Source organism: Streptomyces sp. NBC_01210, from assembly GCF_036010325.1.
Taxonomy (GTDB): domain Bacteria; phylum Actinomycetota; class Actinomycetes; order Streptomycetales; family Streptomycetaceae; genus Streptomyces.
The window spans coordinates 1,298,943-1,321,346 of sequence record NZ_CP108549.1 but is presented as its reverse complement, the minus strand read 5'-3'; the positions used below and the strand labels follow the sequence as shown (position 1 = coordinate 1,321,346).

Genomic DNA, 22,404 nt, shown 5'->3' with positions numbered 1-22,404 from the left:
CGTGGCCTCAGCTCCTGCGCAGGGCGTCGGAGCCCGGGGTCTGGGGCGATGCCCCGGAGAAGAGGCGCATGCGCTCCAGCACGGCCTCGGCGGTCGGGTCCGGCATGACATCCACGATCCGTCCGTCCGCGAGGAACAGCACCACGTCCGAATGGGCGGCCGCGCCGGGGTCGTGCGTCACCATCACCACCGTCTGCTCCAGCCGGTCGACGGCCTCGCGCAGGAAGGCGAGTACCTCCGCGCCCGCGCGCGAGTCGAGATTGCCGGTCGGTTCGTCGGCGAAGATCAGCTCGGGGCGGGAGGCAAGCGCACGGGCACAGGCGACCCGCTGCTGCTGCCCGCCGGAGAGCTCGGCCGGCCGGTGTTTGAGCCGGTCCCGCAGCCCGAGCGTGTCGATGACCTGATCCACCCACTGTCGGTCGGGTTTACGCCCGGCGATGTCCATGGGGAGCGTGATGTTCTCAGCGGCGGTGAGTGTGGGCAGCAGATTGAACGCCTGGAACATAAAGCCGATCCGGTCCCTGCGCAGCCGGGTGAGCTCACGCTCCTTCAGGCCGGTGATCTCCGTGTCGCCCAGCCAGACCTGGCCGGCGGAGACGGTGTCGAGGCCGGCGAGGCAGTGCATCAGCGTGGACTTCCCCGAACCTGACGGGCCCATGACCGCGGTGAACCGGCCGCGCGCGATGTCGACATTGACCGCGTCCAGGGCGCGCACGGTCGTCTCGCCCGTGCCGTACGCCTTGGTCAGGGCCCGCGCCCGGGCGGCGAGCGGCACATCCGCGGCGTGGTCGTGGGTGGGTGCAGTGGCAGGTGTGGACAAGGCTGCCTCCCGGGTCGTGGCCGCTCCAACTCCCGTACAGGAGGCGAGCGTAGAGGGGGTGTGCGGGTGTCGGTATCCCCCGGAGGTTCGGTCCTCGGGGTCGATGTAAGGGGCACTTGACGGACCCCTTGCCGGTGCTAGCGTTCTGGCGCTAGCGTGATGGTGTGGCGAAGACTCAGTTGAATGTACGCGTGGACGAGACCACCGCCGAGGCAGCGCGCCAGCGGGCCCTTCAGCGCGGGATGAGCGTGAACCGCTACATCGAGGAACTCGTCAAGCAGGACGCGGGTGAGGTGGGACGTACTTTTGTCGAGGCGGCGTCCGACTTCATGAAGCAGTACGAGTCCGTGTTCGCGGAGGAGTTCGGCGAGTTCGGCGCGAGTGACGGCGCGAGTGACGGCGCGGGTAAAGGCGCGGGCAAGGACAAGGACACAGGCACCGGCCGCGCAGGCAAGCGTTGAACCTCTCGATCGACCTCGCCTGGCTGCTCATGGTCGCCGAGCACAAGACCCCCGGCGATCCGCAGGTCACCGACTGGGGCGCGCTCGTCGCCGCCGTCAGCCGTCATGAGGCGGAGATATTCGGCATCGCCGTCTACAGCGACCCGCATGCCAGGGCCGCCGCGCTGCTCCAGCTGCTGCTCCATGTGCCCGCGCTCGAGCACTCCAACGCCATGTTCGCCTCGGCCGTCGCCTACGGCTATCTCGTCGCCAGCGGGCTGAGGGTGGTCACCTCGCCGGAGCAGGTGCGGGACCTGGCACGGCTGGTCAAGCAGGGCAAGGCGGACGTCAGGGCCATCGCCGACGAGCTGCGGCAGTGGCGCGGGTGAGCGCCTGATCAGGCCTGGCTCAATCACCGACGGGCCGCCGTGCCACGCCGAGGACGCAGGAGGACGCGGGCGTCCTCGGCCCCTTCTCCGGCACCCGCAGCCTGCGGTACATCCCGAGATCGAAGCCGGCGGCCTCGATCTCGGCGACGGTGTCCCGCGCGGTGTGACAGCCGCCGAAGAGCAGCGGCCAGACCGTACGGTCCAGGACGCGCTGGGTCTTCGCCATGGTCCGGCCATCGGCCAGCCCGTGCTCGAAGAACCGCAGTTCACCACCGGGCCGCAGGACTCGTCTGATCTCGGAGAGCGCCCGCCGCACATCCCGTACGGAGCACAGCACCAGGGACACCACGGCCGCGTCGAACGCCTCGCTCTTGACCGGCAGCGCCTCGGCCGCGCCCGGCACCACGTCCACCGGGACATCGGAGCGCTGCGCGGCGTCCACCGCCAACTTCCGCAGGGTGCGCTCGGGTTCGATCGCCACCACCTCGGAGACCGCCGACGGATAGTGCGCGAAGTTCAGACCGTTGCCCGCGCCGATCTCGATCACCCGGCCCGAGAGACCGGACAGCAGCTCATGGCGGTAGGTCGCGATTCCCGCTCTGACGTCCGCCGGCCCACTGAATTTGGCGTAGACGCGCGAGAAGACGGGATGGTGGACGGCGTCCCGGGGCACTTTGGTGCTGCGCACAGGCATCGCGGGCCTCCTTGGGACGGACGAGCCGGTCACACCGCCATTCTCCCCCTGTACGGCGCCAGTCAGCCGCTCGAGCCGCCGACGAAACAGAACTCGTTTCCCTCCGGGTCCCGCAGAACCTGGAACCGTCCCTGGTCGTCGGTCACGACCGCCCCCACCCGTACGGCGCCGAGCCGTACCGCCTCGACGGCCGCGGCGTCGACGTCGCCCGCGTCGAGATCCAGGTGAAGCCGGTTCTTGACGGACTTGCCCTCGGGTACGCGCTGGAAGGCGACCCGTACGAAACCGGGCGGTTCGATGTACGACCAGTCGGCGCTGCGGTCCACCGGTTCCCCGCCCAGGAGCTCCGCCCAGAAGCGGACAAGCCGTGCGGGGTCGTGGCAGTCGAAGACGATCTCGTCGATCCGTGCGCGCATGGGGTCAGCGTACGGCGGCGCTGAACGCGTCGGCGTTCCAGTCGCCGCCGAGGGTGGGCGCGAGCCAACTGGCGGCCCGCGCCCGGAACTCGGCCGGAGCCAGCGCTGCGGCCCCTTGCGGCACGGCCCCGAGGAGCGGCGCCCCGGCCGCCTCGGGCAGCTCCGCGAGATTGCATCGCGCGGCCAGATCCGGCTCGGCGGGCCAGCTGCCGACGACCACCCCGAGCTGCTCCAACTCCCGTGCGCGCAGGGCCTCCCCGGTCAGTGTGGTGGTATTGAGCGTCCCCAGCCCGGCGGGTACGACGACCAGCAGCGGCGCGCGGAGCAGCCCCGCGACATCGGCGAGCGTCGCCCCCTCCTCGTCGAGCCGCACGAGCAGGCCGCCGGCCCCTTCGAGCAGGACCAGGTCGTGCTCCGTGGTCAGCTTCTCCACGACCTGGACGATGTCCCGCGGCCGGACGGCGTCCATCCCGGCGCGCAGCGCGGCGGTCGCGGGAGCGAGAGGCTCGGGATAACGCGCGATCTCAACCCCGCTGACACGCCCGGCGAGCCGCACCACCTCGTCCACGTCGCCCGCCTCGCCGGGAGCCACCCCGGTCTGCGCGGGTTTCACCACGGCCACGGACGCGCCTCGCCCCCGCGCGACCGCGGCAACGGCGGCGGTGACGACGGTTTTACCGATCTCGGTCCCGGTCCCGGTAACGACGATGACTGCCATTGCTACGCCTCTGTCTCTCTGTTCACCTGCACGCCCTGCGGCTCGGGCCCCGCGCCGCGAGCCCGGGGCTGCCGCGGCCGGCGCCGCAGAGGTTGCGGGGCGCCGGCCCTCGCAACCCTTTCCCGGGGTCCGGGGCTGAGCCCCGGCTCTGGTCAGCCCGCGGACGCCGCCGCGGTCACGGCCCGGCAGACCCGGGCCAAGTCCTCGTCCCCCGTCACATACGGCGGCATCACATAGACCAGGTCCCGGAAGGGCCGCAGCCACACGCCCTCGCGTACTGCCGCCTCCGTCGCCGCCTCCATGTCCACCTCGTGGTCCAGCTGAACGACACCGATCGCGCCCAGCACACGCACTTCCTTCACGCCCGGCAGCGCCTCGACCCCGGCCAGCCCGTCCCGCAGGCCCGCCTCAAGCCGTTTGACCTCCTGCTGCCAGTCCTGGCCGAGCAGCAGGTCGATCGACGCGCACGCGACCGCCGAAGCCAGCGGGTTCCCCATGAACGTCGGGCCGTGCGCCAGGACCGGGACCTCGCCGCGCGAGATGCCCTCGGCCACCCGTGAGGAGCACAGCGTGGCCGCCATCGTGAGGTAGCCGCCGGTCAGCGACTTGCCCAGGCACATCACATCCGGCGAGACACCGGCGTGCTCCGCCGCGAAGAGCGCACCCGTACGTCCGAACCCGGTCGCGATCTCGTCGAAGATCAGCAGCACTCCGTGCTCGTCGCAGGCCTTCCGCAGCACCCTCAGATACTCGGAGGAGTGGAACCGCATCCCGCCGGCGCCCTGCACCACCGGCTCCACGATCACCGCGGCGAGTTCGTCCGCGTGCCGCGCGACAAGCTCCCGAAGGCCCGCCGCGTACGACTCCTCGAACTCCGCCGGCGGCGCCTCCGCGAAGATCTGGCGCGGCAGCACCCCCGACCACAGCCCGTGCATCCCACCCTCGGGGTCGCACACGGACATCGGCTGCCAGGTGTCCCCGTGATAGCCGCCGCGCCAGGTCAGCAGCCGCTGCTTGGCCGGACGGCCCACCGAGCGCCAGTACTGCAGGCACATCTTGACCGCGACCTCGACCGACACGGAGCCGGAGTCGCAGAGGAAGACATGCCGCAGCGGCTCGGGCGTGATCTCGACCAGCCGGGTGGCCAGCCGCACGGCGGGCTCATGGGTGAGCCCGCCGAACATCACATGACTCATCCGCTCCAGCTGGCCGTGCGCCGCCTCGTTGAGGACCGGGTGGTTGTAGCCGTGGATCGCCGACCACCAGGACGACATGCCGTCGATCAACTCGCGCTGCCCGTGCACCGGTTCGGCCAGCCGCAGCCGTACGCCGGACGCGGACTCCACGATCAACGGGTCCGTACGGCCCGGCATGGGGCCGTACGGATGCCAGACATGGGCCCGGTCCAGCGCCAGCAGCTCGCGGGGGCCGTAACCGGACTCAGGCATTGGGCGCGAGATCCGTACCGGCGCCCCGGCGGCGTACCGCCACCAGGTCCGTACGCGCTGCCGGGACCTCGGACGAGGTCTGCGCCGGAGTCTCGGCGGCAGCAGCGTCACCGCCGCCGCACACCGACGCGCAGCCCCCGCCCCGGTGCTCGGGCAGCGTCGTCGTGTCCGTGCCCTCCACCTCGAAGCCCGCGTCCGTGATCATGTCGAGGTCGGCCTTGCCCGCCTGACCCTCGCTGGTCAGATAGTCGCCGAGGAAGATCGAGTTGACCAGGTTCAGCGCGAGCGGCTGCATCGAGCGCAGATGCACCTCGCGGCCGCCGGCGAGCCGCACTTCGACGTCGGGGCAGACGAACCGCGTCATCGCGAGAATCCGCAGGCAGCGCTGCGGGGTGAGGTTCCACTCCTTGGCCAGCGGCGTGCCCTCGAAGGGGATCAGGAAGTTCACCGGTACCGAGTCCGGGTCGAGCTCGCGGAGCGAGAAGACGACGTCAACCAGGTCCGCGTCGCTCTCGCCCATGCCCGCGATCAGCCCGGAGCACGCGGAGAGACCCGCGGCCTGCGCCTGGTGCACCGTGTCCACCCGGTCGGCGTAGGTGTGGGTGGTGGTGATGTCCCCGTATGTCCCTTCGGACGTATTGAGGTTGTGGTTGTACGCGTCGGCGCCCGCGTCCCGCAGCCGCTCCGCCTGCCCGTCGGAGAGCAGCCCGAGACAGGCACAGACCTCGACGCCCTCGTTCTGCTCCTTGATCGCCTCGATGGTCTTCGAGACCCGGTCGACATCCCGGTCCGTCGGGCCGCGGCCGCTCGCGACCAGGCAGACCCGCTTCGCGCCCCCGGCCACACCGGCGGCCGCCGCCTGCGAGGCCTCATCGGGCTTCAGCCAGGTGTACTTGAGGATCTCCGCCTTGGACCCCAGCCGCTGGGAGCAGTACGAGCAGTCCTCGGGGCACAGTCCCGACTTCAGATTGACGAGATAGTTCAGCTTCACCCGCCGTCCGAACCACTGTCGGCGCACCTTGCCGGCCGCGGCCACCACTTCGAGCAGATCGTCGTCGGAGGTCGCCAGCACGGCGAGCGCTTCTTCACGGGTCGGCAGCTCGCGCCGCAACCCCTTCTCCACCAGCGTGTTCAGCAGGTCCATGGTCCAGATCCTGACGTATGGCACATGCCGCGGCCAAGGAGGAACTCCACAACAGAGCATGTTTGAGGTGTGTGCATGGCCACATCCGTTCCTCGAGCCGGTCCGGCTAGGGTCTGTGCGCTGCCTACAAAAGGACCGGACCACCATGCCCCAGGATCCTTTCGAGTGGATCGACGACGAGTCGCGCCGCCGTGAGCGCGCGGGCCTCGTGCGTACACTCCGGCCGCGCGCCGCGGACTCCGAGCTGCTGGATCTCGCCAGCAATGACTATCTGGGCCTGACCCGCCGCCCGGAGGTCACCGAGGCGGCGGCCGAGGCGGCCCGCCGCTGGGGCGCGGGGGCCACCGGCTCCCGGCTTGTCACGGGCAGCACCGCACTCCACGCCGAGCTGGAGCGGGAACTGGCCGCCTTCTGCGGATTCGAGGCCGCCCTCGTCCTGTCGTCCGGGTATGCCGCCAACCTCGCCGCCGTGACCGCGCTGAGCGGCCGCGGCTCACTGATCGTCTCCGACGCGGGCAATCACGCCTCGATCGTCGACGGCTGCCGGCTTTCGCGTGCGGAGACCGCGGTTGTCACGCACGCCGATGTCGATGCCGTACGCAAGACACTCGACGCGCACTCCGGGCAGCGGGCCCTCGCGGTCACCGACTCGGTCTTCTCGGTGGACGGCGACGCCGCGCCCCTGCCCGGCCTCGCCGACGCCTGCCGCGAGCACGGCGCCGCGCTGCTCGTCGACGACGCGCACGGTCTCGGTGTACTCGGCGATGGCGGCCGCGGAGCGCTGGACGCCGCGGGCATCGCGGGTCACGACGGCGTCGTCGCCACGCTGACCCTGTCCAAATCCCTCGGCAGCCAGGGCGGAGCGGTCCTCGGCCCGGCGCGGGTCATCGACCACCTGGTCAACACCGCGCGCACCTTTATCTTCGACACGGGCCTGGCTCCCGCCGCGGCGGGAGCCGCCCTGGCGAGCCTGCGGCTGCTGGGCCGCGAGCCCGAGCTGGCCGGCCGGGCCCGCGCGGTCGCCGGGATGCTTCACCGCAGGCTGACGGAGGCCGGTCTGACCGCCGCACGTCCGGACGCGGCCGTGGTCTCCGTGCGGGCGCCGTCACCGGAGGCCGCTCTGCGCTGGGCCGCCGACTGCCGTACCGCCGGGCTTGTCGTGGGCTGCTTCCGGCCGCCGTCGGTGCCCGACGGCATCTCCCGGATCAGGCTCACGGCACGGGCGGATCTGACGGATCAGCAGGTCGAGTCGGCGATCGCCACGATCACCGGGACCGCGCCGGTCAGTTGACGCTCCCTTCGTGGAGCGCGCCGAGGAAGCGCGACCAGGCCGCCGGGGAGAAGCACACCGCTTGACGCGCGATGTTCTTCGAGTCCCGTACGGCGAGAGTGTCGTCGGGCAGCAGGGCCGCCTCGACGCAGTTGTTCATTCCCGTGCTGCGGCTGCTGCGCCGCCACGCTGAGCCGTCCTGTGCGAGGCAGTCGGACATGGGGGGTGCCTCCCTACGAGCCGTCACTGATCCGGGCGATGAGATCCAATGAGTCCTCGGGTGCAAGGGCCCGCGCCTGCATCGCGTGGAAGGCGGCGCAGTACACCTCGAGGTCTTCCTTCCGCTCGAGGTAGAGGCTACTCGTCAAGTGGTCGAGAACAACCACGTCCAGATCAGAAGTGTTCGGAAAAGAGAAAATTACGAAAGGGCCCGTGAGGCCGGCATAGCCGCCGACCGAGAACGGCAGTACCTGCAGCCGCACATGGGGCAGTTGTGCCGTCTCCGCCAGCCCTCGCAATTGTTCGCGCATCACCCGCCGACCCCCCACCTCGCGCCGCAGCACCGCCTCGTCGAGCACCGCGCTCAGCTCCAACGGCTTCTCCGCGCGGAGTACCGACTGGCGGGCCAGCCTCACCTCCACCAGCGAGTTCACCGTCGTGGCGGGCAGATCCGCCAGCGCCGCCCGGGTCACCGCGCGCGCATAGTCCGGGGTCTGCAGCAGCCCGGGCACCACCGAGGTCTCCAGCGTCCGTGCGGCGCAGGCCTGGTCCTCCAAACTGATGAAGTCCCGGTACTCGGGCGGGAGCAGCCCGCGGTACGCATGCCACCAGCCGCTGCCCATGCCGTCGGCCGCACCGGCCAAGGTCTCGAGCAGCGTGCGCAGTTGAGGATCAGCCACTGTGTACACATCCAGCAGCAGGGTCACATCCGACGCCTTGACCCCGCTTATACCGGTCTCGATCCGGCTCACCTTCGACTGGTGCCAGCCGGCGAGCCGTGCGGCATCCCGGCTGGTGAGGCCCGCGGCCAGGCGCAGCCTCCGCAACTCCTCGCCGAGCTTGCGGCGGCGTACCGCGGGACCGTGCTGCATCGCCCGCTCCTTCCCGTCCTTCCGGCTTTTCCGTCCTTCCGGCTGCTCTTCCGTCGCACTGACCTTCCGGCCGGGACCAAAGTGCGAGTCTCTGCCCAAATACGGTCTCGCGTAGCAGAGTTCACTGCTTCGAGCGACAGATATATGCATATCTTGGTGGATCGCCGCCCTCGACGGCACGATCAGTGGCACTCTGGCGCGAAGCGCAATCCGTGGCCGCCCTCGCATTTCATCCGCTACGAGTCGGAGCCGGCCCGGTGGGAAAGGGACAGCGTCGCCATGGCAGACCATCAGGAAGCCTCCGTCACCCTGCCGAGCGATCCAGCCTCGGTCTCCGCCGCCCGGAAATACGCCACAGACGTCATCGCCGAATGGGGTCTGCCCATCGAGACCGAGGCCGTCGACACGGTGCGGCTGATCGTGTCCGAACTCGCCACCAATGCCGTCCAGCACACCTTCGGCCAGTCGCCGACCTTCACCGTGGACCTCCGTCTCGATCGGGACGAGCAGCTTCGCATCGGCGTCACCGACAGCCACCCGCGCTGGCCGCAGCGGCTGCCCGCAGCCGTACGCCAGGACAACGGCCGCGGCATGGTGATCATCCGCAGCCTGACCGCCGAGTGCGGTGGAGAGCTCTCCGTCGCACCGACCCCCGAGGGCGGCAAGACCGTGTGGATCGCCCTGCCGTGGATCGTCCCGGTCCAGAACTGACCACCGCTGTCCGGCCGTCAGCTCCCCGCGCGGCCGAACGCGCCGCGCAGCAGAGCCCGCAGTGAATCGGCCGCGGGGGACGATTCATCGCCCCGGTGCGCGACCGAGATCGTCCGTCGGAAGTCCGCCGGTTCCAACTGCCGTACACCGAGCGGCGTCGCGGCCATCGCGGCGACCATTTCCGGCACCACCGCCACGCCGAGCCCCGCACTGACCAGTGCGCACACCAGCGCATAGCCGGGTGACTCGACCACCACAGCGGGAGTCGCCCCGGCCCGCGCCAACGCTCCTTCCACGCCCTTGCGCGGCGGATGCGAGGGTGCGCTGCTGATCAGCGGCTGTCCTGCGAGATCGGCCACCGGCAGCCTGCCCGAGCCGCCCGCCAGCGCATGACCGGGGGCCGTCACCAGCACCAACTCCTCCACGAGCAGTGGTTCCAGAACCACCCCCGACGGCGGTGGAGCCGGCTCGGCCGGTTCGTACGCATGCGTCAGCGCAAGATCGACCTCGCCGGCCGCCACGGCCAGGACCCCGCCCGGCGGCTCGTATTCCGCGACGGTCAGTTCCACATCCGGATGGGCCCGGCGGAAGGCGCTCAGAACCGGCGGCAGCAGATGGATGCCGACCGTGGTGAAGGTGCCGACGCGTAGGCGTCCGCCGGAGAGAACGGCCAGCCGCGCCAGCTCGTGCCGTGCCCGGTCCATCTCGTCCAGCACTCGGCGGGCCCGTGCTGCCAGCAGCTCGCCCGCGGCCGTCAATCGTGCCCCGCGATGGTGCCGCACCAGCAGGGTCACCCCCGCCTCCCGCTCCAGCTTGGCCAGCTGCTGGGAGAGCGCGGGTGCGGTGTAGCCCAGTCGGGCGGCGGCGCGGGTGATCGAACCGGCCTCCGCGACCGCCACCAGCGCCGCCAGCCGCGTCGGGTCGTACATGCCACCTCTTAAGCATTGCTTTAGGCAGACCATGAAGATTGCAAGTACACGTTAAGGCCTGTGCGGGTCCAGGATGGCGGGCATGGACGCACAACTGGTTGCTTTCACCGGGGTCGCCGCGGGCATGGTCGCCATGCCGGGAGCGGATTTCACCGTCGTCGTACGCAACGCCCTCGCCTCCCGGCGTGCGGGTGTGGCCTGCGCCGTCGGTGTCGCGGGGGGACTGCTGGTGCACACCGCGCTGGCGGTCGCGGGACTCGCGGCTGTGCTGGTCGCCGTGCCGGTGCTGTACCGGACGCTGCAGATCGCGGGCGGGGCCTATGTGCTCTATCTGGGTGTACGGGCGGTGCGCGGCGCACTGCGTCCGCAGCTCGCCGTGCAGGACCCGGAGGCGCAGCCGGCCGGCGGCACGGGGCGCAGTCTGCGGCAGGGCTTCCTCACCAACGTCCTCAATCCAAAGGCCCCGGTGCTCTTTCTCAGCCTGCTCCCGCAGTTCGTGCCGGACGGCGTTCCGGTGCTGACGCGCACCTTCCTGCTCGCCGCCGTCGTCGTCGTACTGGCTCTGCTCTGGTTCCCGCTGGTGGCACTGCTGGTGGACCGCCTCGGTCAATGGCTGCGCCGCCCGCGCACGACCCGGGCCGTGGAAGGCGTCACCGGTGGGGCCCTCACTGCGCTGGGCGTGACGCTGCTGGCCGAGCCGCTGGCGCACTGAGCCTTTGGCCGGCCCGGTACGCCGGTCGCCGACAACCGTCGACGACCGGCGGACCGTGAGCGATCAGCCGAGAGCGGCGAGACGTGAGCGGTGAGACGTGAGCGGTGAGCCGCCGGTCGTCAGCGCACCCGGCCGTACCAGACGCGCTTCGTCCAGATCTTCTCCAGCCGCACCACGCTGCCGGTCTTGGGCGAGTGCCAGATCTTGCCGCCGCCGGCGTAGATCCCCACGTGGTAGACGGAGCTTCCGGAGTGGAAGAAGACCAGGTCCCCGCGCTGCCGGGAGGCGGCCGAGACATGCTTGGTCCTGTTGTACTGCTGCTGGGCGGTGCGTGGCAGCTTCTTGCCGACGTTCTTGTACGAGTAGAACGTCAGGCCCGAGCAGTCGAACCGGTGCGGGCCCGAGGCGCCGTACCTGTACGGCGATCCCCTCTTCGACGCGGCCACTTTGAGAGCTTTGCTCGCATAGGCCGTGGCCGCGTTGGCTTCGGTAGTGGCGCCCGGCGCCACCAGGGTGCCGCCGACGGCGGCAAGAGTCAGGGCCGATACGGCACCCGCCCGGGACATCATGGTCAGAGACGGGACATGAATCTGCGCAGTCATGCGCAACCCTTCGTCAACCGCCTGTGAAGGATGACCTGTCGGGTTCGGACGGACGAAGATGCCCGGCCGCTGATGCGGCTTCACCCCTAGGGACGACCGGACTGCCCGGCCACCCCGTCCTGCTTGGGTCCTCCACTCCTGCCGATGCACTCCTGTCGACCAGACATCCGGAGCGGCGGCAGGACTCAGCGTCCGCCCGGACCGCCCCGCCGAGGTGGCGGGGGCTTGTCGTCCCAGGGATCTTGACTCATGCCATGCCGGATTTCCGTGCGAAACGACGGTATGTGAGTCTCGTCACCCCTGACCTGTTCGGGTGGACAGGGCCGTTTCGGTGATCGGTCCGCGACGCCTGACGAACGCCTTACCAGCAGCGGAACGGCTTATTCCGCTAGATCGGTAGTCGGGTTGCGCAAGTTGTGCGGTACCGCCGTTTGGATCGCGACTACACCGAATGAGGGAGGCCGCGCGGTACCCCGATGGCGGTAGACGGGAGTGGAGGACCCGTCAACTCATGGAAGCGGGCGGCATCGTCACCCGGCCCGCCCTGCGCTCACCGTCGAGCACCCTGAGCGCTTCGGCGAGCGTCGCCGCATGCACTTCGCTCTCGCCGCGCATATGCATCAGCGTCAGCGCGTCCTTGAGCGCGGCGGCCCGGCCGAGAAGGGCCTGTGCCGCGCGCAGTGCGCCGTAGGTGTGCGTGGCGCGGGCCGGGTTGATCCGCCCCAGCAGATCGACGACCTCGAGATAGCTGTCGATGAAGTCGGCCTCGGCGCGGGTCAGTGCGGGCAGCGGCGGCAGTTCGGGTGGCAGCATCGGGCGCTCACCGCGCACCGGGGTTGATGAGCGAGGTCTTGCGGTTCTTGATGACGTGGTCCACCAGTCCGTACGCCTTGGCGTCCTCGGCGTCGAAGATCTTGTCGCGCTCCAGGTCGGCGGCGATCCGCTCCGGGGTCTGGCCGGTGTGGCGTACGAGCATCTCGGCGAGTTGGGCACGCAGCCGCAGCAACTCCTGTGCCTGGATCTCCAGATCGGACGGCCGGCCCCACAACTGCTCCTCGGTGGCGGGCTGCTGGACGACGATCCGGGCGCCGGGCAGCGCCATCCGCTTGCCCGGGGCACCGGCGGCGAGCAGCAGTGCGGCGGTTGAGGCGGCCTGGCCCAGGCAGGTCGTCTCCACGTCACAGGTGACCACCTGCATCGTGTCGTAGATCGCGGACATGGCGCTGAGCGAGCCGCCGGGGGAGTTGATGTACAGGCTGATGTCCCGGTCGGGGGCGGCGTACTCGAGATGCAGAAACTGCGCGATCACGTCGTTGGCGGAGGTGTCGTCGACGGCGGTCCCGAGGAAGATGATCCGCTCCTCGAGCAGCTTCGAGTACGGGTCGCGGGTGCGGGATCCCGCACTGGTGCGCTCGGTGAACTCGGGCAGGACGTAGCGGGCGGCAGGGCGGCTCATGGCGTACCTCTCCTCGGATGCGGCCTCTGTAAAAAATGTACAGGACGTACAGGCCGTTATGATGGGGAGCATGGCCTACGAGATTCCGGTGACGCAAGCCCGCGCAGAGCTCGCCGAACTGATCAACCGCGTTGTCTACGGCGGGGAGCGTGTCGTCGTGACCCGGCACGGAAAGCCGCTCGTGGCGCTGGTGTCCGCCGCTGACCTGGAACGACTCGAGAAGGACCAGGAGGCCGCCGAGGAGCAGGTGATCAGCTCGGTCTCCTCGCTCGGCTCGGTCGCGTCCGCTTCCGGCGAACGGGGGCGCTTCGGTCTGGGCGCCGAGCACCGCTGTCCCGAGCGGCGCGGCTGACCGCACGTCACCGCGCGAAGAGGCCGCGCGCCCCCGTCCGCTACAGCGGGGGCACGCGGCCGGTCGATGGGCCTCGATGGGCCTCGAAGAGCTCAGCCGACAGGTACCGGTACGGCCTCGCGGTCTCCCGCGGCGGTGACCGGTCGTCCGCCACGGCGCCCGGCCAGAACCGCGGCCAGTCCGAGTGCGGCCCAGAGTGAGAGGGTGAGGACCGCGGCCCCGGCGGCGTTGCCGTCGAAGTACGCAACCGACCGGAGCAGCGTCCCGCCCGCGCCCGGCGGCAGCCACTGGCCGATCAGTCCGACAGGCTCCGGCAGCAGTTCGGGCGCGCTCGCGGCACCCGAGAACGGGTTGCCGATGAGCACCATCAGAAGTCCTCCGAGGGCGAGCCCCGGCGTACCGATCAGGGCGGCGAGTCCGGCCACGGCCGCGCCGATGGCCAGGACGGTCAGGCCCAGTACCCCCGCCTCGGTCCACCAGGAGCCGGTGAGCACGCCGAGCCAGCTGTCGGCGAGGGCAGCGGCGGTGATGCCGACCAGGACCGCGATGCCGATCAGTGCGGTCGCCGCGCGGGCCCCGCGCAGCCCCAGCAGGGTCACGGCGGCGCCGGCCGCGACACCGGCCAGGGCCAGCGGAAGGATGCTCGCCGCCAGTGCGCTGCCGCGCGGATCGCCGGAGGATGTGGGCGCGACGTCCGTGACCTGCACCTGCGTACCGGCCGGAGCCTGTGCGGTGACGGCCTCCTTGAGGAGCTGGGCGACGACCGGACTGGCCGCCGAAGCGGTCAGCAGTCGCGGTCCTTCGGCGGTGACGACCACCGCTCCGTATACGACCCGGCCCTCGATCGCGGAGCGGGCGGCGGCCTCGTCGTCGTAGCGGTGTACGTCGAAGGCTCCCTCGCGCTGCTCGAATCGCTGCTCCAGCTGTGCGGTCGCGGCCACCGGTCCGGCGATGCCGATGGGTACGTCGCGGGGCGCGGTGCGAGCGGCCGGCCAGGCGAAGGCCTAGAGGGCCAGCGCCACCAGGGCGGGGATCAGGACCATCGCCGCGACCGTGCGGCGGGTGAACGCAGCGGACATGATGGCCCTCGATTCAAAGAGAAGGATCGTTCGTTTTTGGTTCTGGCCCCACTTTCCCGCCGAGTCGCCTCCTTGTCAAGAATGAATGTTCGTTTTAGGTTGGGGTCATGGCCCGCGTATCCCAGGAACACCTCGACGCCCGCCGCCGTCAGATCCTCGACGGCGCCGCCCGCTGCTTCGCCCACAACGGCTTCCACGCCACATCGATGCAGGACATCCTGCGTGAGGCAGGTCTGTCGGCCGGCGCGGTCTACCGGTACTTCCGCAGCAAGGAGGAGCTGATCGCGGCCATCGCCGACGAGGCGTTCAGTGCGATCCGCGGAGCTTTCGACGACGCCGCGAGGACCACCCCGCCGCCCACCCCCGACGTGCTCCTCGGCCGTGTGCTGCGCGGCATGTTGGGGGAGCAGGTGCCCGGCGGAGACCGGCAGGCCTTTGCGCGGCTGATCGTGCAGGTGTGGACCGAGACCCTGCGCAACGAGCAGCTCGCTGCCACGCTGGACGAGGGATACAGCGCCATGCGCCAGGCCTGGGCGAAGGTCGTGGACGCCTACCGCGACAACGGTCTGATGGCCGCCGACGTACCCGCCGACCATGTCGCCCGCACCCTCATCGCCACCGCCCAGGGCTTCATCGCCCAGCAGGCGCTCTTCGGCGATGTGCAGGTCGAGGTCCTGGAGGACGGACTCCGGGCGCTGATGTCCATGGGAGATCCCAAGACCAGTTAACGCGCCGGAAAAACTTGCGCCTTACCGTTCACCCCCAGGTCGGGAGACTCCCGCACACAGCTCAGCAGAGTGTGAAGTGAGCTGCGTTCCCGCTGCGTCCAGGCGGGGCCGGACGACAGTGAGGTGGGCCCATGCAACTCTCCCCGCACGAGCAGGAACGACTGCTCATTCATGTGGCCGCCGACGTCGCGGAGAAGCGCCGCGAGCGCGGGGTGCTGCTGAATCATCCCGAGTCCGTCGCGCTGATCACCTCGCACATACTCGAAGGCGCGAGGGACGGCCGTACCGTCGCCGAACTCATGGCCTCGGGACGCAAGGTCCTCACCCGCGCCGACGTCATGGAGGGCATCCCCGAGATGATCCACGACGTCCAGGTCGAGGCGACCTTCCCGGATGGCACCAAGCTCGTCACCGTCCATGACCCGATCGTCTGAGGGGACGCAGATGATCCCGGGAGAGATCCTTTTCGCCGACGGCTCCATCGCACTCAACAAGGGCCGTGAGGTCACCCGCCTCGCTGTCGTCAACACTGCCGACCGGCCCGTCCAGGTCGGCTCCCACTACCACTTCGCCGAGGCGAACCCCGGTCTGGACTTCGACCGCGCGGCCGCCCGCGGCAAGCGGCTGAACATCGCCGCGGGAACCGCCGTGCGCTTCGAGCCCGGCATCCCCGTCGACGTCGAACTCGTCCCCTTCACCGGAGCGCGTGTCGTCCCGGGGCTGCGCGGCGAGACCGGAGGACCCCTCGATGCCTGAGCTGAACCGCGCCGTCTACACCGATCTCTTCGGCCCCACCACCGGCGACCGTATCCGGCTCGCCGACACCGACCTGCTCGTCGAGATCGAGGAGGACCGGTCCGGCGGGCCCGGACTCGCGGGCGACGAGGCCGTGTTCGGCGGCGGCAAGGTGATCCGCGAGTCGATGGGCCAGTCCCGTACGACACGGGCCGAAGGCGCACCCGACACGGTCGTCACCGGTGTCGTCATCATCGACCACTGGGGCATCGTCAAGGCCGACATCGGCATCCGCGACGGCCGGATCACCGGCATCGGCAAGGCCGGCAACCCGGACACGATGGACGGCGTACACGCCGATCTCGTCATCGGTCCCGAGACCGAAGTCATCGCCGGCAACGGGAAGATCGTCACCGCCGGCGCCATCGACGCGCACGTCCACTTCATCTCGCCGACCCTCATCGACCAGGCCCTGGCGACCGGCGTCACCACTCTCGTCGGCGGTGGCACCGGACCGGCCGAGGGCACCAAGGCCACCACCATCACCCCGGGCCCCTGGCACCTTGCCCGGATGTTCGAGGCGCTGGACACCCTCCCCGTCAATATCGGGCTGCTCGGCAAGGGCAACACGATGTCCCGCGAGGCCATGCACTCCCAACTGCGCGGCGGAGCGCTCGGATTCAAGATCCACGAGGACTGGGGGTCGACCCCTGCTGTCATCGACGCCTGTCTGAGCGTGTGTGAGGAGACCGGCGCGCAGCTCGCCATCCACACGGACACGCTGAACGAGGCGGGCTTCGTCGGGGACACACTCGCCGCCATCGCCGGACGCACCATCCACGCGTACCACACCGAAGGTGCGGGCGGAGGGCATGCACCGGACATCATCACCGTGGTCTCCGAGCCGTACGTCCTGCCCAGCTCCACCAACCCCACCCGGCCGCACACCGTCAACACCATCGAGGAACACCTCGACATGCTGATGGTCTGCCACCACCTCAATTCGGCCGTTCCCGAGGACCTTGCCTTCGCCGAGTCCCGGATCCGGCCCTCCACCATCGCGGCCGAGGACATCCTGCACGACCTCGGCGCCATCTCGATCATCTCCTCCGACTCCCAGGCCATGGGGCGCATCGGCGAGGTGGTGATGCGTACCTGGCAGACCGCACACGTCATGAAGAAGCGCCGCGGAGCACTGCCCGGCGACGGCCGCGCCGACAACCACCGCGCACGTCGCTATGTCGCCAAATACACGATCAACCCGGCGGTCGCTCAGGGCCTCGACCACGAGATCGGCTCGGTCGAGACGGGAAAACTCGCCGACCTGGTGCTCTGGGAGCCGGCGTTCTTCGGCGTCAAGCCGCAGCTCGTCATCAAGGGCGGCCAGATCGCGTACGCGCAGATGGGCGACGCCAACGCCTCCATTCCCACTCCGCAGCCGGTGCTGCCGCGGCCGATGTTCGGCGCGCTGGGCCGGGCGGCGTCGGTGAGCTCGTTCAACTTCGTCGCCGAGGCGGCGATCGAGGACGGACTGCCCGAACGCCTGGGCCTGGGCAAGCAGTTCGTGCCCATCAAGAACACCCGGCGGATCACCAAGGCCGACATGCGTGAGAACGACGCGCTGCCTCGTGTCGAGGTCGACGCCGACACCTTCACGGTGACCATCGACGGCGATGTGGTCGAGCCCGCACCGGCGGCGGAACTGCCCATGGCACAGCGCTACTTCCTTTTCTGATGAGTACGCGATGAGCCGCGCCGCACTCCTCGTCCTCGCCGACGGCCGGTTCCCCGCCGGTGGCCACGCCCACTCCGGCGGTGCCGAACCGGCCGTCAAGGCAGGACGCATACGCGATGCCCGGGACCTGGCGGACTTCTGCCGGGGCCGGCTGCACACCACCGGCCTCACCGCGGCGGCGCTCGCCGCCGCGGCCGCCCTGGGCCTCGACGCGCTGGCGCTCGACGAGGCCGCCGACGCCCGTACCCCCTCGCCCGCCCTGCGGGCCACCGCCCGCAAACTCGGCCGGCAGATGATGCGGGCCGCCCGTTCCACCTGGCCGAGCCAGGAGCTCGACGCGCTCGCAGCGGCCCGCCCGCGCGGCGCACACCAGCCGATCGTGCTGGGGCTCGCCGCCCGCTCCGCAGCCCTCGGCCCCGAGGACGCGGCACACTGCGCCGTGTACGAGGCGGTCAGTGGCCCGGCCACCGCGGCCGTACGCCTCCTCAGCCTCGACCCCTTCGAGGCGACGGCGGTACTGGCCCGGCTGGCGCCCGAACTCGACGCGGTCGCCCAGCAGGCCGCGCGGGCAGCGGCCGAGGCGGCCGTCGAAGGACTCGACGCGCTGCCCGCCGCCTCCGCCCCGCTGCTCGACCTCACCGCGGAGGCACACGCAGCCTGGCCCGTACGCCTCTTCGCCTCGTAGGACCAACAGGAGCCGCACCATGCACCTCGACCACTCCCACCACGGCCCGGCCGCTGTCAGTGCCGACGCCGCACGCCCCGACGGCACCCGGCGCGCCCTGCGCATCGGTCTCGGCGGCCCCGTCGGTTCCGGCAAGACCGCGACCGTCGCCGCGCTCTGCCGCGCCCTGCGCGACCAGCTGTCCATCGCCGTCGTCACCAACGACATCTACACCCGCGAGGACGCCGAATTCCTGCTCCGCAACGCGGTACTGCCGCCCGAGCGCATCCAGGCCGTCGAGACCGGCGCCTGCCCGCACACCGCGATCCGCGACGACATCTCCGCCAACCTCGAAGCAGTCGAGGACCTGGAGGAGAGTGTCGGCCCGCTCGATCTGATCCTCGTCGAGTCCGGCGGCGACAATCTCACCGCGACCTTCTCCAAGGGCCTTGTCGACGCCCAGGTCTTCGTCATCGACGTGGCGGGCGGCGACGACATCCCGCGCAAGGGCGGGCCGGGCGTCACCACCGCCGATCTGCTCGTGATCAACAAGACCGACCTGGCGCCGCATGTCGGCTCCGACCTCGGCCGGATGGCGCGCGACGCCAAGGAGCAGCGCGGTGAACTTCCCGTCGCCTTCACCTCGTTGAAGGGCGAGGGAGGGGTGGCGCCGGTCGCCGACTGGGTGCGCGCGCGGCTCGCCGCCTGGACCGCATGAGCATCCAGGCCACGGCCCGTATCGTCGCCACCCGGGACGGCCTGCCCGTACTGGAGAGCGACGGGCCGCTCGCACTGCGCCGCACCCGGGCCACGGGTCCATACACCCGGGTTACTGTCGTCGGCGCGATGAGCGCACCGCTCGGCGGTGACCGGCTCGCCATCGACGTGCAGGTGGAGGACGGCACACGGCTTGCCGTCGACTCCGCCGCAGCGACCATCGCCCTGCCCGGACGCATCCCCGAACAGGCCCGCTACGACGTCCGGTTGAAGGTGGGTGACGACGCCGAACTGCGCTGGCTTCCGGAACCCCTCGTCTCCGCGCGCGGCAGCGATCTGCGGATGCGCACCCGTGTCGAACTCGCCGCCACCGCACGGCTGGTGCTCCGCGAGGAGCAGATCCTCGGCCGGTACGGCGAGCAGCCGGGCACCCTCGCGAGCCGCCTCACCGTCCACCGGGCCGGACGCCCTCTCCTGGACCAGGAGCTCAGCTGCGGACCCGGCGCGCCCGGCGGCTGGGACGGCGGGGCGGTGCTGGGCGGCCACCGGGCCGTGGGCCAGCTCCTCATCGTGGACCCCGCGTTCGAGGAGAAGCCCGTGGAGCCCCGGCTGCTGGGCCCGAGCGCTGCTCTCACACCGCTCGCCGGACCTGCCGTACTGGTCAATGCCGTGGCGCCCGACGCGCGTCAACTACGCCGCGTACTCGACGAGGTGCTGCAGGCGGAACTGCCCGAGTGAGGTAATGGGGCGAACCCGGGCAATTCCCTGCACCGCTCAGCGGGACACTACTCACCGGTTATTGGTTCGGTAAAGAAACACCAGTCCGACCTGTTCCCAGCAGCCCCGAAGACGAAAGGATTCCCCGGAGAACTCGACTAGAGAAGGGGGAGTTCTACGTGAGACGCACAGCAGTGCTCGGCTCGGCCGGCACTCTGATCGCGGGCACCCTCATAACGGGCGCGATCGCGGCTCCGGCGGCCAACGCCGAGACCCGCAACAGCGGTTGGTCCGAGGCCCGCGGCGTTCAGGTGGCCGCGGAGCGGGCCGCCAAGCAGGGCATCGACTGGGCGGACTGCCCGGCGGACTGGGGTTTTGCCAAGCCCATCCAGTGCGGCTGGGTGAGCGTGCCGCTCAACTACGCGCGGCCGAACGGCAAGCAGATCAAGATAGCCGTCGACCGGATCGGCAACACCGGCACCAAGGCGGAGCGCCAGGGCGCCCTGGTCTACAACCCGGGCGGCCCCGGCGGCTCGGGCATGCGCTTCCCGACCCGGGTCACGAACAAGAACCCGCTGTGGGCCAACACCGCGAAGGCATACGACTTCGTGGGCTTCGACCCGCGGGGTGTCGGTCACTCGACGCCCATCTCCTGTGTCGACCCACAGGAGTTCGTCAAGGCGCCGAAGGCCGACCCGGTGCCGGACAGCGAGGCCGACAAGCGCGCCCAGCGCAAGCTCGCCGCGGAGTACGCGGACGGGTGCGCCGAGCGCAGCGGCTGGATGCTGCCGTACATGACGACGCCGAACACCGTGCGCGACCTGGACGTCATCCGGGCCGCCCTCGGTGAGAAGAAGCTCAACTTCCTGGGCGTCTCCTACGGCACGTACATGGGCGCGGTCTACGCGACGCTCTTCCCGGGCCATGTGCGCCGGATGATCGTCGACAGCGTGGTCAACCCCTCGCGCGAGAAGGTCTGGTACGAGGCCAACCTCGACCAGGACGTCGCCTTCCAGATGCGCTGGAACGACTGGAAGGCCTGGGTCGCCAAGAACGACGCGACCTTCCACATCGGGAACACTCCCGAGAAGGTCGAGCAGCAGTGGCTGAAGCTGCGGGCCACCGCCAAGAAGAGCCCCCTCGGCGGGGTCCTCGGACCGGCGGAGCTCATCAGCTACTTCCAGAGCGCGCCGTACTACGACTCCTCCTGGGCGCCCATCGCCCAGACCTGGAGCAAGTACATCGCCGGTGACACCCAGGCACTGGTCGACGCCGCGGCGCCCGACCTGTCCGACACCGCGGGCAATATCGCCTCGGAGAACGGCAACGCCGTCTACACGGCTGTCGAGTGCGCGGACGCCAAGTGGCCGACCAGCTGGAAGAAGTGGGACCGGGACAACACCCGGCTCCACAAGGACTACCCCTTCATGACGTGGGCCAACGCCTGGATGAACCTCCCGTGCGCCACCTGGTCGTCCAAGCAGCAGACCCCGGTCAACGTCAAGACCGGCAAGGGCCTGCCGCAGGTGCTCATCGTGCAGTCCACGCGTGACGCCGCCACTCCCTTCGACGGCGCCGTCGAGCTGCACAAGCGGCTCAAGGGCTCGCGTCTGATCATCGAGAAGGACGCCGGCTCGCACGGTGTGACCGGCCTGGTCAACCCGTGCATCAACGAGCGGGTGGACGCCTACCTGCTCAGCGGCAAGCTGGACAGCAGCGATGTGACGTGCGCTCCGCACGCCACGCCGAAGCCGTAAGGCTCAGTGGTACGGGGGAGGGGCGGCCGGTCACGGCCGCCCCTCCTTTCATCCCTCCAGCCAGGAGTCCTCCGCCGCGTAGTCGAACCAGTCGTCCTCGTACTTCACGAGGTTGCTGAAGATCTCGCGCCAGTCGCGGCCGTCGAGCTGCCGGGCGAGCCACTCCACGGTCGCCGGCAGCGAATCGGCATAGCTCGTGGTGGCTCGGTAGCCCAACTCCCGCTCCGCCGCCGTCATGTCGTACACGATCGGATGTTCCGCCCCCCACGGCGTGAGACCCACCGTGCCCACCGGCGCCGGTCCGTCGATGAGGACGGTCTCGCTCGTCACGCCGAGCGCCGCGTCCACTCCCGCGCTGATCTCCGCGACCGTCGGTACGTCCGGATCACCGGCGTTGAACACCCGTGAGCCCGGCTTCGCCGCCGCCAGCCGGATCAATTCGGCGAGATTGCCGACATGGACGGGGTGGAAGCGGGACTGCCCGTTGTACGCGAGGATGCGCACCGGCCGCCGGTCCAGTGCCCGCCGCACGAAGAACAGTTCGCGCGGGCCACGGCAGTGCAGTCCGTGGATCGCGCCCGCGCGCAGCAGGGTCACCGGCAACTCGTCGCCCGCCGCCAGCAGTTCCCGCTCCAGCGCCACCTTGCGAGTGCCGTACGTCGCCTCCCCGGGCGCCACGGTCCGCTGCGACTCCGGGATCGGCACCGGATAGCGCGGAAAGCCGCCGGGCTTGTCCTGGGTGTCGAAGCTGCGGCCCTTGTCGTCCTCGTACACCGCGCCGCTGGAGACCACGACCGCCGAGCCGATCCGGTCCGCGAGCGCCCTCAACTGCCGTGCGTGGCCCCGTCCGTAAGCGACCATGTCCACCAGCACATCACAGCCGTCGCCGAGCGCGGCGGCCAGAGCCGCGTCGTCCTCCCGGTCGACCCGGACCGCCCGGACGTCCTCGGGCCAGCGCTCGTCCCGGCCGCCGCCGCGCGAGGCCGCCCGTATCTCCCATCCGTCCGCGGCGAGCGCGGCCACCGCGGCCCGTCCCACCTGTCCTGTCGCACCGAGCACGAACACGCTTCCTTTGGTCAT

27 protein-coding genes, 1 pseudogene and 1 riboswitch are annotated in these 22,404 nt (G+C 70.3%); of the genes and pseudogenes, 14 read left to right on the top strand and 14 right to left on the bottom strand.

Going from position 1 to position 22,404, the window contains the following annotated elements; translation table 11 throughout:
* Nucleotides 1-7 precede the first annotated feature (7 nt).
* The gene (locus OG735_RS05825) at nt 8-820 is read right to left on the bottom strand and encodes an ABC transporter ATP-binding protein (RefSeq protein WP_327322061.1); all 813 of its coding nucleotides are present in this window, start codon (nt 818-820) and stop codon (nt 8-10) included.
* A gap of 164 nt (nt 821-984) precedes the next feature.
* Between OG735_RS05825 and OG735_RS05820 the strand changes: the two genes are divergently transcribed.
* Both OG735_RS05820 and OG735_RS05815 read left to right on the top strand, forming a co-directional pair.
* A complete protein-coding gene (locus tag OG735_RS05820) occupies nt 985-1,281 on the top strand; it encodes an antitoxin (protein WP_327322060.1) in 297 nt (98 codons plus the stop codon).
* Nucleotides 1,278-1,649: a fic family toxin-antitoxin system, toxin component gene (locus tag OG735_RS05815; RefSeq protein ID WP_327322059.1), complete on the top strand. Its 372-nt coding sequence runs from the start codon at nt 1,278-1,280 to the stop codon at nt 1,647-1,649. The genes OG735_RS05820 and OG735_RS05815 overlap by 4 nt, the downstream gene beginning before the upstream one ends.
* Nucleotides 1,650-1,668: 19 nt before the next feature.
* Here OG735_RS05815 and OG735_RS05810 read toward each other — a convergent pair whose 3' ends face one another.
* The 5 genes from OG735_RS05810 to bioB all read right to left on the bottom strand — a co-directional run bounded on the left by OG735_RS05810 (nt 1,669) and on the right by bioB (nt 6,069).
* Nucleotides 1,669-2,343 (bottom strand): class I SAM-dependent methyltransferase, encoded by a 675-nt coding sequence (locus OG735_RS05810; protein WP_327322058.1) that lies wholly within the window; start codon nt 2,341-2,343, stop codon nt 1,669-1,671.
* Between the two features lie 62 nt (nt 2,344-2,405).
* On the bottom strand, nt 2,406-2,759 hold the full coding sequence (locus OG735_RS05805) for a VOC family protein (RefSeq protein WP_327322057.1): 354 nt from the start codon (nt 2,757-2,759) through the stop codon (nt 2,406-2,408).
* A 4-nt stretch (nt 2,760-2,763) separates the two neighbouring features.
* Nucleotides 2,764-3,477 carry a dethiobiotin synthase gene (gene bioD / locus OG735_RS05800; RefSeq protein ID WP_327322056.1) on the bottom strand — a complete coding sequence of 238 codons (714 nt, stop codon included), beginning with the start codon at nt 3,475-3,477 and terminating at the stop codon, nt 2,764-2,766.
* 152 nt (nt 3,478-3,629) lie between these two features.
* Complete coding sequence (locus tag OG735_RS05795; RefSeq protein ID WP_327322055.1) at nt 3,630-4,925, bottom strand: adenosylmethionine--8-amino-7-oxononanoate transaminase; 1,296 nt, start codon at nt 4,923-4,925, stop codon at nt 3,630-3,632.
* On the bottom strand, nt 4,918-6,069 hold the full coding sequence (bioB, locus tag OG735_RS05790; protein WP_327322054.1) for a biotin synthase BioB: 1,152 nt from the start codon (nt 6,067-6,069) through the stop codon (nt 4,918-4,920). The genes OG735_RS05795 and bioB overlap by 8 nt, the downstream gene beginning before the upstream one ends.
* Before the next feature lie 145 nt (nt 6,070-6,214).
* Here bioB and OG735_RS05785 point away from each other — a divergent pair, with 145 nt between their 5' ends.
* Nucleotides 6,215-7,360, top strand: coding sequence for an 8-amino-7-oxononanoate synthase (locus OG735_RS05785; RefSeq protein WP_327322053.1), 1,146 nt, complete (start codon nt 6,215-6,217; stop codon nt 7,358-7,360).
* Here OG735_RS05785 and OG735_RS05780 read toward each other — a convergent pair.
* Nucleotides 7,353-7,559 carry a DUF397 domain-containing protein gene (locus tag OG735_RS05780; protein WP_327322052.1) on the bottom strand — a complete coding sequence of 69 codons (207 nt, stop codon included), beginning with the start codon at nt 7,557-7,559 and terminating at the stop codon, nt 7,353-7,355. The genes OG735_RS05785 and OG735_RS05780 overlap by 8 nt on opposite strands.
* Before the next feature lie 13 nt (nt 7,560-7,572).
* On the bottom strand, nt 7,573-8,430 hold the full coding sequence (locus OG735_RS05775) for a helix-turn-helix domain-containing protein (protein ID WP_327322051.1): 858 nt from the start codon (nt 8,428-8,430) through the stop codon (nt 7,573-7,575).
* A gap of 279 nt (nt 8,431-8,709) precedes the next feature.
* Here OG735_RS05775 and OG735_RS05770 point away from each other — a divergent pair, with 279 nt between their 5' ends.
* Complete coding sequence (locus tag OG735_RS05770; RefSeq protein WP_327322050.1) at nt 8,710-9,141, top strand: ATP-binding protein; 432 nt, start codon at nt 8,710-8,712, stop codon at nt 9,139-9,141.
* Between the two features lie 17 nt (nt 9,142-9,158).
* On the opposite strand, the gene OG735_RS05765 is transcribed toward OG735_RS05770, so the two are convergent.
* Nucleotides 9,159-10,070 (bottom strand): LysR family transcriptional regulator, encoded by a 912-nt coding sequence (locus OG735_RS05765; RefSeq protein WP_327322049.1) that lies wholly within the window; start codon nt 10,068-10,070, stop codon nt 9,159-9,161.
* Between the two features lie 82 nt (nt 10,071-10,152).
* Here OG735_RS05765 and OG735_RS05760 point away from each other — a divergent pair, with 82 nt between their 5' ends.
* Nucleotides 10,153-10,782 carry a LysE family translocator gene (locus tag OG735_RS05760; protein ID WP_327322048.1) on the top strand — a complete coding sequence of 210 codons (630 nt, stop codon included), beginning with the start codon at nt 10,153-10,155 and terminating at the stop codon, nt 10,780-10,782.
* Nucleotides 10,783-10,901: 119 nt separating this feature from the next.
* On the opposite strand, the gene OG735_RS05755 is transcribed toward OG735_RS05760, so the two are convergent.
* The 3 genes from OG735_RS05755 to OG735_RS05745 all read right to left on the bottom strand — a co-directional run bounded on the left by OG735_RS05755 (nt 10,902) and on the right by OG735_RS05745 (nt 12,840).
* Complete coding sequence (locus OG735_RS05755) at nt 10,902-11,384, bottom strand: C40 family peptidase (protein ID WP_327322047.1); 483 nt, start codon at nt 11,382-11,384, stop codon at nt 10,902-10,904.
* 3 nt (nt 11,385-11,387) lie between these two features.
* Nucleotides 11,388-11,543: riboswitch (cyclic di-AMP (ydaO/yuaA leader) on the bottom strand.
* Between the two features lie 345 nt (nt 11,544-11,888).
* Nucleotides 11,889-12,197 carry a hypothetical protein gene (locus OG735_RS05750; RefSeq protein ID WP_327322046.1) on the bottom strand — a complete coding sequence of 103 codons (309 nt, stop codon included), beginning with the start codon at nt 12,195-12,197 and terminating at the stop codon, nt 11,889-11,891.
* Nucleotides 12,198-12,204: 7 nt separating this feature from the next.
* Nucleotides 12,205-12,840, bottom strand: coding sequence for an ATP-dependent Clp protease proteolytic subunit (locus OG735_RS05745; protein WP_327322045.1), 636 nt, complete (start codon nt 12,838-12,840; stop codon nt 12,205-12,207).
* Between the two features lie 70 nt (nt 12,841-12,910).
* On the opposite strand from OG735_RS05745, the gene OG735_RS05740 reads away from it, so the two are divergent.
* A complete protein-coding gene (locus tag OG735_RS05740) occupies nt 12,911-13,192 on the top strand; it encodes a type II toxin-antitoxin system Phd/YefM family antitoxin (protein ID WP_327322044.1) in 282 nt (93 codons plus the stop codon).
* A 92-nt stretch (nt 13,193-13,284) separates the two neighbouring features.
* Here the strand turns inward: OG735_RS05740 and OG735_RS05735 are convergent.
* Nucleotides 13,285-14,271: pseudogene (locus OG735_RS05735) on the bottom strand (ABC transporter permease).
* Nucleotides 14,272-14,378: 107 nt separating this feature from the next.
* Between OG735_RS05735 and OG735_RS05730 the strand changes: the two are divergent.
* From OG735_RS05730 to OG735_RS05695, 8 genes are all read left to right on the top strand, one after another.
* A complete protein-coding gene (locus OG735_RS05730) occupies nt 14,379-14,999 on the top strand; it encodes a TetR/AcrR family transcriptional regulator (protein ID WP_327322043.1) in 621 nt (206 codons plus the stop codon).
* 131 nt (nt 15,000-15,130) lie between these two features.
* Complete coding sequence (locus tag OG735_RS05725; protein WP_327322042.1) at nt 15,131-15,433, top strand: urease subunit gamma; 303 nt, start codon at nt 15,131-15,133, stop codon at nt 15,431-15,433.
* Nucleotides 15,434-15,443: 10 nt separating this feature from the next.
* Nucleotides 15,444-15,755 (top strand): urease subunit beta, encoded by a 312-nt coding sequence (locus OG735_RS05720; protein WP_327322041.1) that lies wholly within the window; start codon nt 15,444-15,446, stop codon nt 15,753-15,755.
* Nucleotides 15,748-17,469, top strand: coding sequence for an urease subunit alpha (locus tag OG735_RS05715; protein ID WP_327322040.1), 1,722 nt, complete (start codon nt 15,748-15,750; stop codon nt 17,467-17,469). Before OG735_RS05720 ends, OG735_RS05715 begins: the two co-directional genes overlap by 8 nt.
* A 10-nt stretch (nt 17,470-17,479) precedes the next feature.
* The gene (locus tag OG735_RS05710; RefSeq protein WP_327322039.1) at nt 17,480-18,154 is read left to right on the top strand and encodes an urease accessory protein UreF; all 675 of its coding nucleotides are present in this window, start codon (nt 17,480-17,482) and stop codon (nt 18,152-18,154) included.
* 19 nt (nt 18,155-18,173) lie between these two features.
* Nucleotides 18,174-18,851, top strand: a complete 678-nt coding sequence (gene ureG, locus OG735_RS05705) for an urease accessory protein UreG (protein ID WP_327322038.1) — start codon at nt 18,174-18,176, stop codon at nt 18,849-18,851.
* A complete protein-coding gene (locus OG735_RS05700) occupies nt 18,848-19,588 on the top strand; it encodes an urease accessory protein UreD (RefSeq protein WP_327322037.1) in 741 nt (246 codons plus the stop codon). Before ureG ends, OG735_RS05700 begins: the two co-directional genes overlap by 4 nt.
* A 158-nt stretch (nt 19,589-19,746) precedes the next feature.
* Nucleotides 19,747-21,324, top strand: a complete 1,578-nt coding sequence (locus OG735_RS05695) for an alpha/beta hydrolase (protein ID WP_327322036.1) — start codon at nt 19,747-19,749, stop codon at nt 21,322-21,324.
* 48 nt (nt 21,325-21,372) lie between these two features.
* Here OG735_RS05695 and OG735_RS05690 read toward each other — a convergent pair whose 3' ends face one another.
* Nucleotides 21,373-22,404 carry an NAD-dependent epimerase/dehydratase family protein gene (locus tag OG735_RS05690; protein ID WP_327322035.1) on the bottom strand — a complete coding sequence of 344 codons (1,032 nt, stop codon included), beginning with the start codon at nt 22,402-22,404 and terminating at the stop codon, nt 21,373-21,375.

Excerpts from the sequence above, each read along its gene's own strand:
- OG735_RS05785 (WP_327322053.1), top strand. The coding sequence starts at position 6,215 with ATGCCCCAGGATCCTTTCGAGTGGATCGACGACGAGTCGCGCCGCCGT.
- OG735_RS05760 (WP_327322048.1), top strand. The coding sequence starts at position 10,153 with ATGGACGCACAACTGGTTGCTTTCACCGGGGTCGCCGCGGGCATGGTC.
- OG735_RS05780 (WP_327322052.1), bottom strand. The coding sequence starts at position 7,559 with ATGTCCGACTGCCTCGCACAGGACGGCTCAGCGTGGCGGCGCAGCAGC.
- OG735_RS05715 (WP_327322040.1), top strand. The coding sequence starts at position 15,748 with ATGCCTGAGCTGAACCGCGCCGTCTACACCGATCTCTTCGGCCCCACC.
- OG735_RS05795 (WP_327322055.1), bottom strand. The coding sequence starts at position 4,925 with ATGCCTGAGTCCGGTTACGGCCCCCGCGAGCTGCTGGCGCTGGACCGG.
- OG735_RS05775 (WP_327322051.1), bottom strand. The coding sequence starts at position 8,430 with ATGCAGCACGGTCCCGCGGTACGCCGCCGCAAGCTCGGCGAGGAGTTG.
- ureG (WP_327322038.1), top strand. The coding sequence starts at position 18,174 with ATGCACCTCGACCACTCCCACCACGGCCCGGCCGCTGTCAGTGCCGAC.
- bioD (WP_327322056.1), bottom strand. The coding sequence starts at position 3,477 with ATGGCAGTCATCGTCGTTACCGGGACCGGGACCGAGATCGGTAAAACC.
- OG735_RS05765 (WP_327322049.1), bottom strand. The coding sequence starts at position 10,070 with ATGTACGACCCGACGCGGCTGGCGGCGCTGGTGGCGGTCGCGGAGGCC.
- OG735_RS05710 (WP_327322039.1), top strand. The coding sequence starts at position 17,480 with ATGAGCCGCGCCGCACTCCTCGTCCTCGCCGACGGCCGGTTCCCCGCC.
- OG735_RS05755 (WP_327322047.1), bottom strand. The coding sequence starts at position 11,384 with ATGACTGCGCAGATTCATGTCCCGTCTCTGACCATGATGTCCCGGGCG.
- OG735_RS05770 (WP_327322050.1), top strand. The coding sequence starts at position 8,710 with ATGGCAGACCATCAGGAAGCCTCCGTCACCCTGCCGAGCGATCCAGCC.
- OG735_RS05745 (WP_327322045.1), bottom strand. The coding sequence starts at position 12,840 with ATGAGCCGCCCTGCCGCCCGCTACGTCCTGCCCGAGTTCACCGAGCGC.
- OG735_RS05725 (WP_327322042.1), top strand. The coding sequence starts at position 15,131 with ATGCAACTCTCCCCGCACGAGCAGGAACGACTGCTCATTCATGTGGCC.
- OG735_RS05730 (WP_327322043.1), top strand. The coding sequence starts at position 14,379 with ATGGCCCGCGTATCCCAGGAACACCTCGACGCCCGCCGCCGTCAGATC.
- OG735_RS05750 (WP_327322046.1), bottom strand. The coding sequence starts at position 12,197 with ATGCTGCCACCCGAACTGCCGCCGCTGCCCGCACTGACCCGCGCCGAG.
- OG735_RS05690 (WP_327322035.1), bottom strand. The coding sequence starts at position 22,404 with ATGACCAAAGGAAGCGTGTTCGTGCTCGGTGCGACAGGACAGGTGGGA.
- OG735_RS05720 (WP_327322041.1), top strand. The coding sequence starts at position 15,444 with ATGATCCCGGGAGAGATCCTTTTCGCCGACGGCTCCATCGCACTCAAC.
- OG735_RS05810 (WP_327322058.1), bottom strand. The coding sequence starts at position 2,343 with ATGCCTGTGCGCAGCACCAAAGTGCCCCGGGACGCCGTCCACCATCCC.
- OG735_RS05740 (WP_327322044.1), top strand. The coding sequence starts at position 12,911 with ATGGCCTACGAGATTCCGGTGACGCAAGCCCGCGCAGAGCTCGCCGAA.
- OG735_RS05805 (WP_327322057.1), bottom strand. The coding sequence starts at position 2,759 with ATGCGCGCACGGATCGACGAGATCGTCTTCGACTGCCACGACCCCGCA.
- bioB (WP_327322054.1), bottom strand. The coding sequence starts at position 6,069 with ATGGACCTGCTGAACACGCTGGTGGAGAAGGGGTTGCGGCGCGAGCTG.
- OG735_RS05700 (WP_327322037.1), top strand. The coding sequence starts at position 18,848 with ATGAGCATCCAGGCCACGGCCCGTATCGTCGCCACCCGGGACGGCCTG.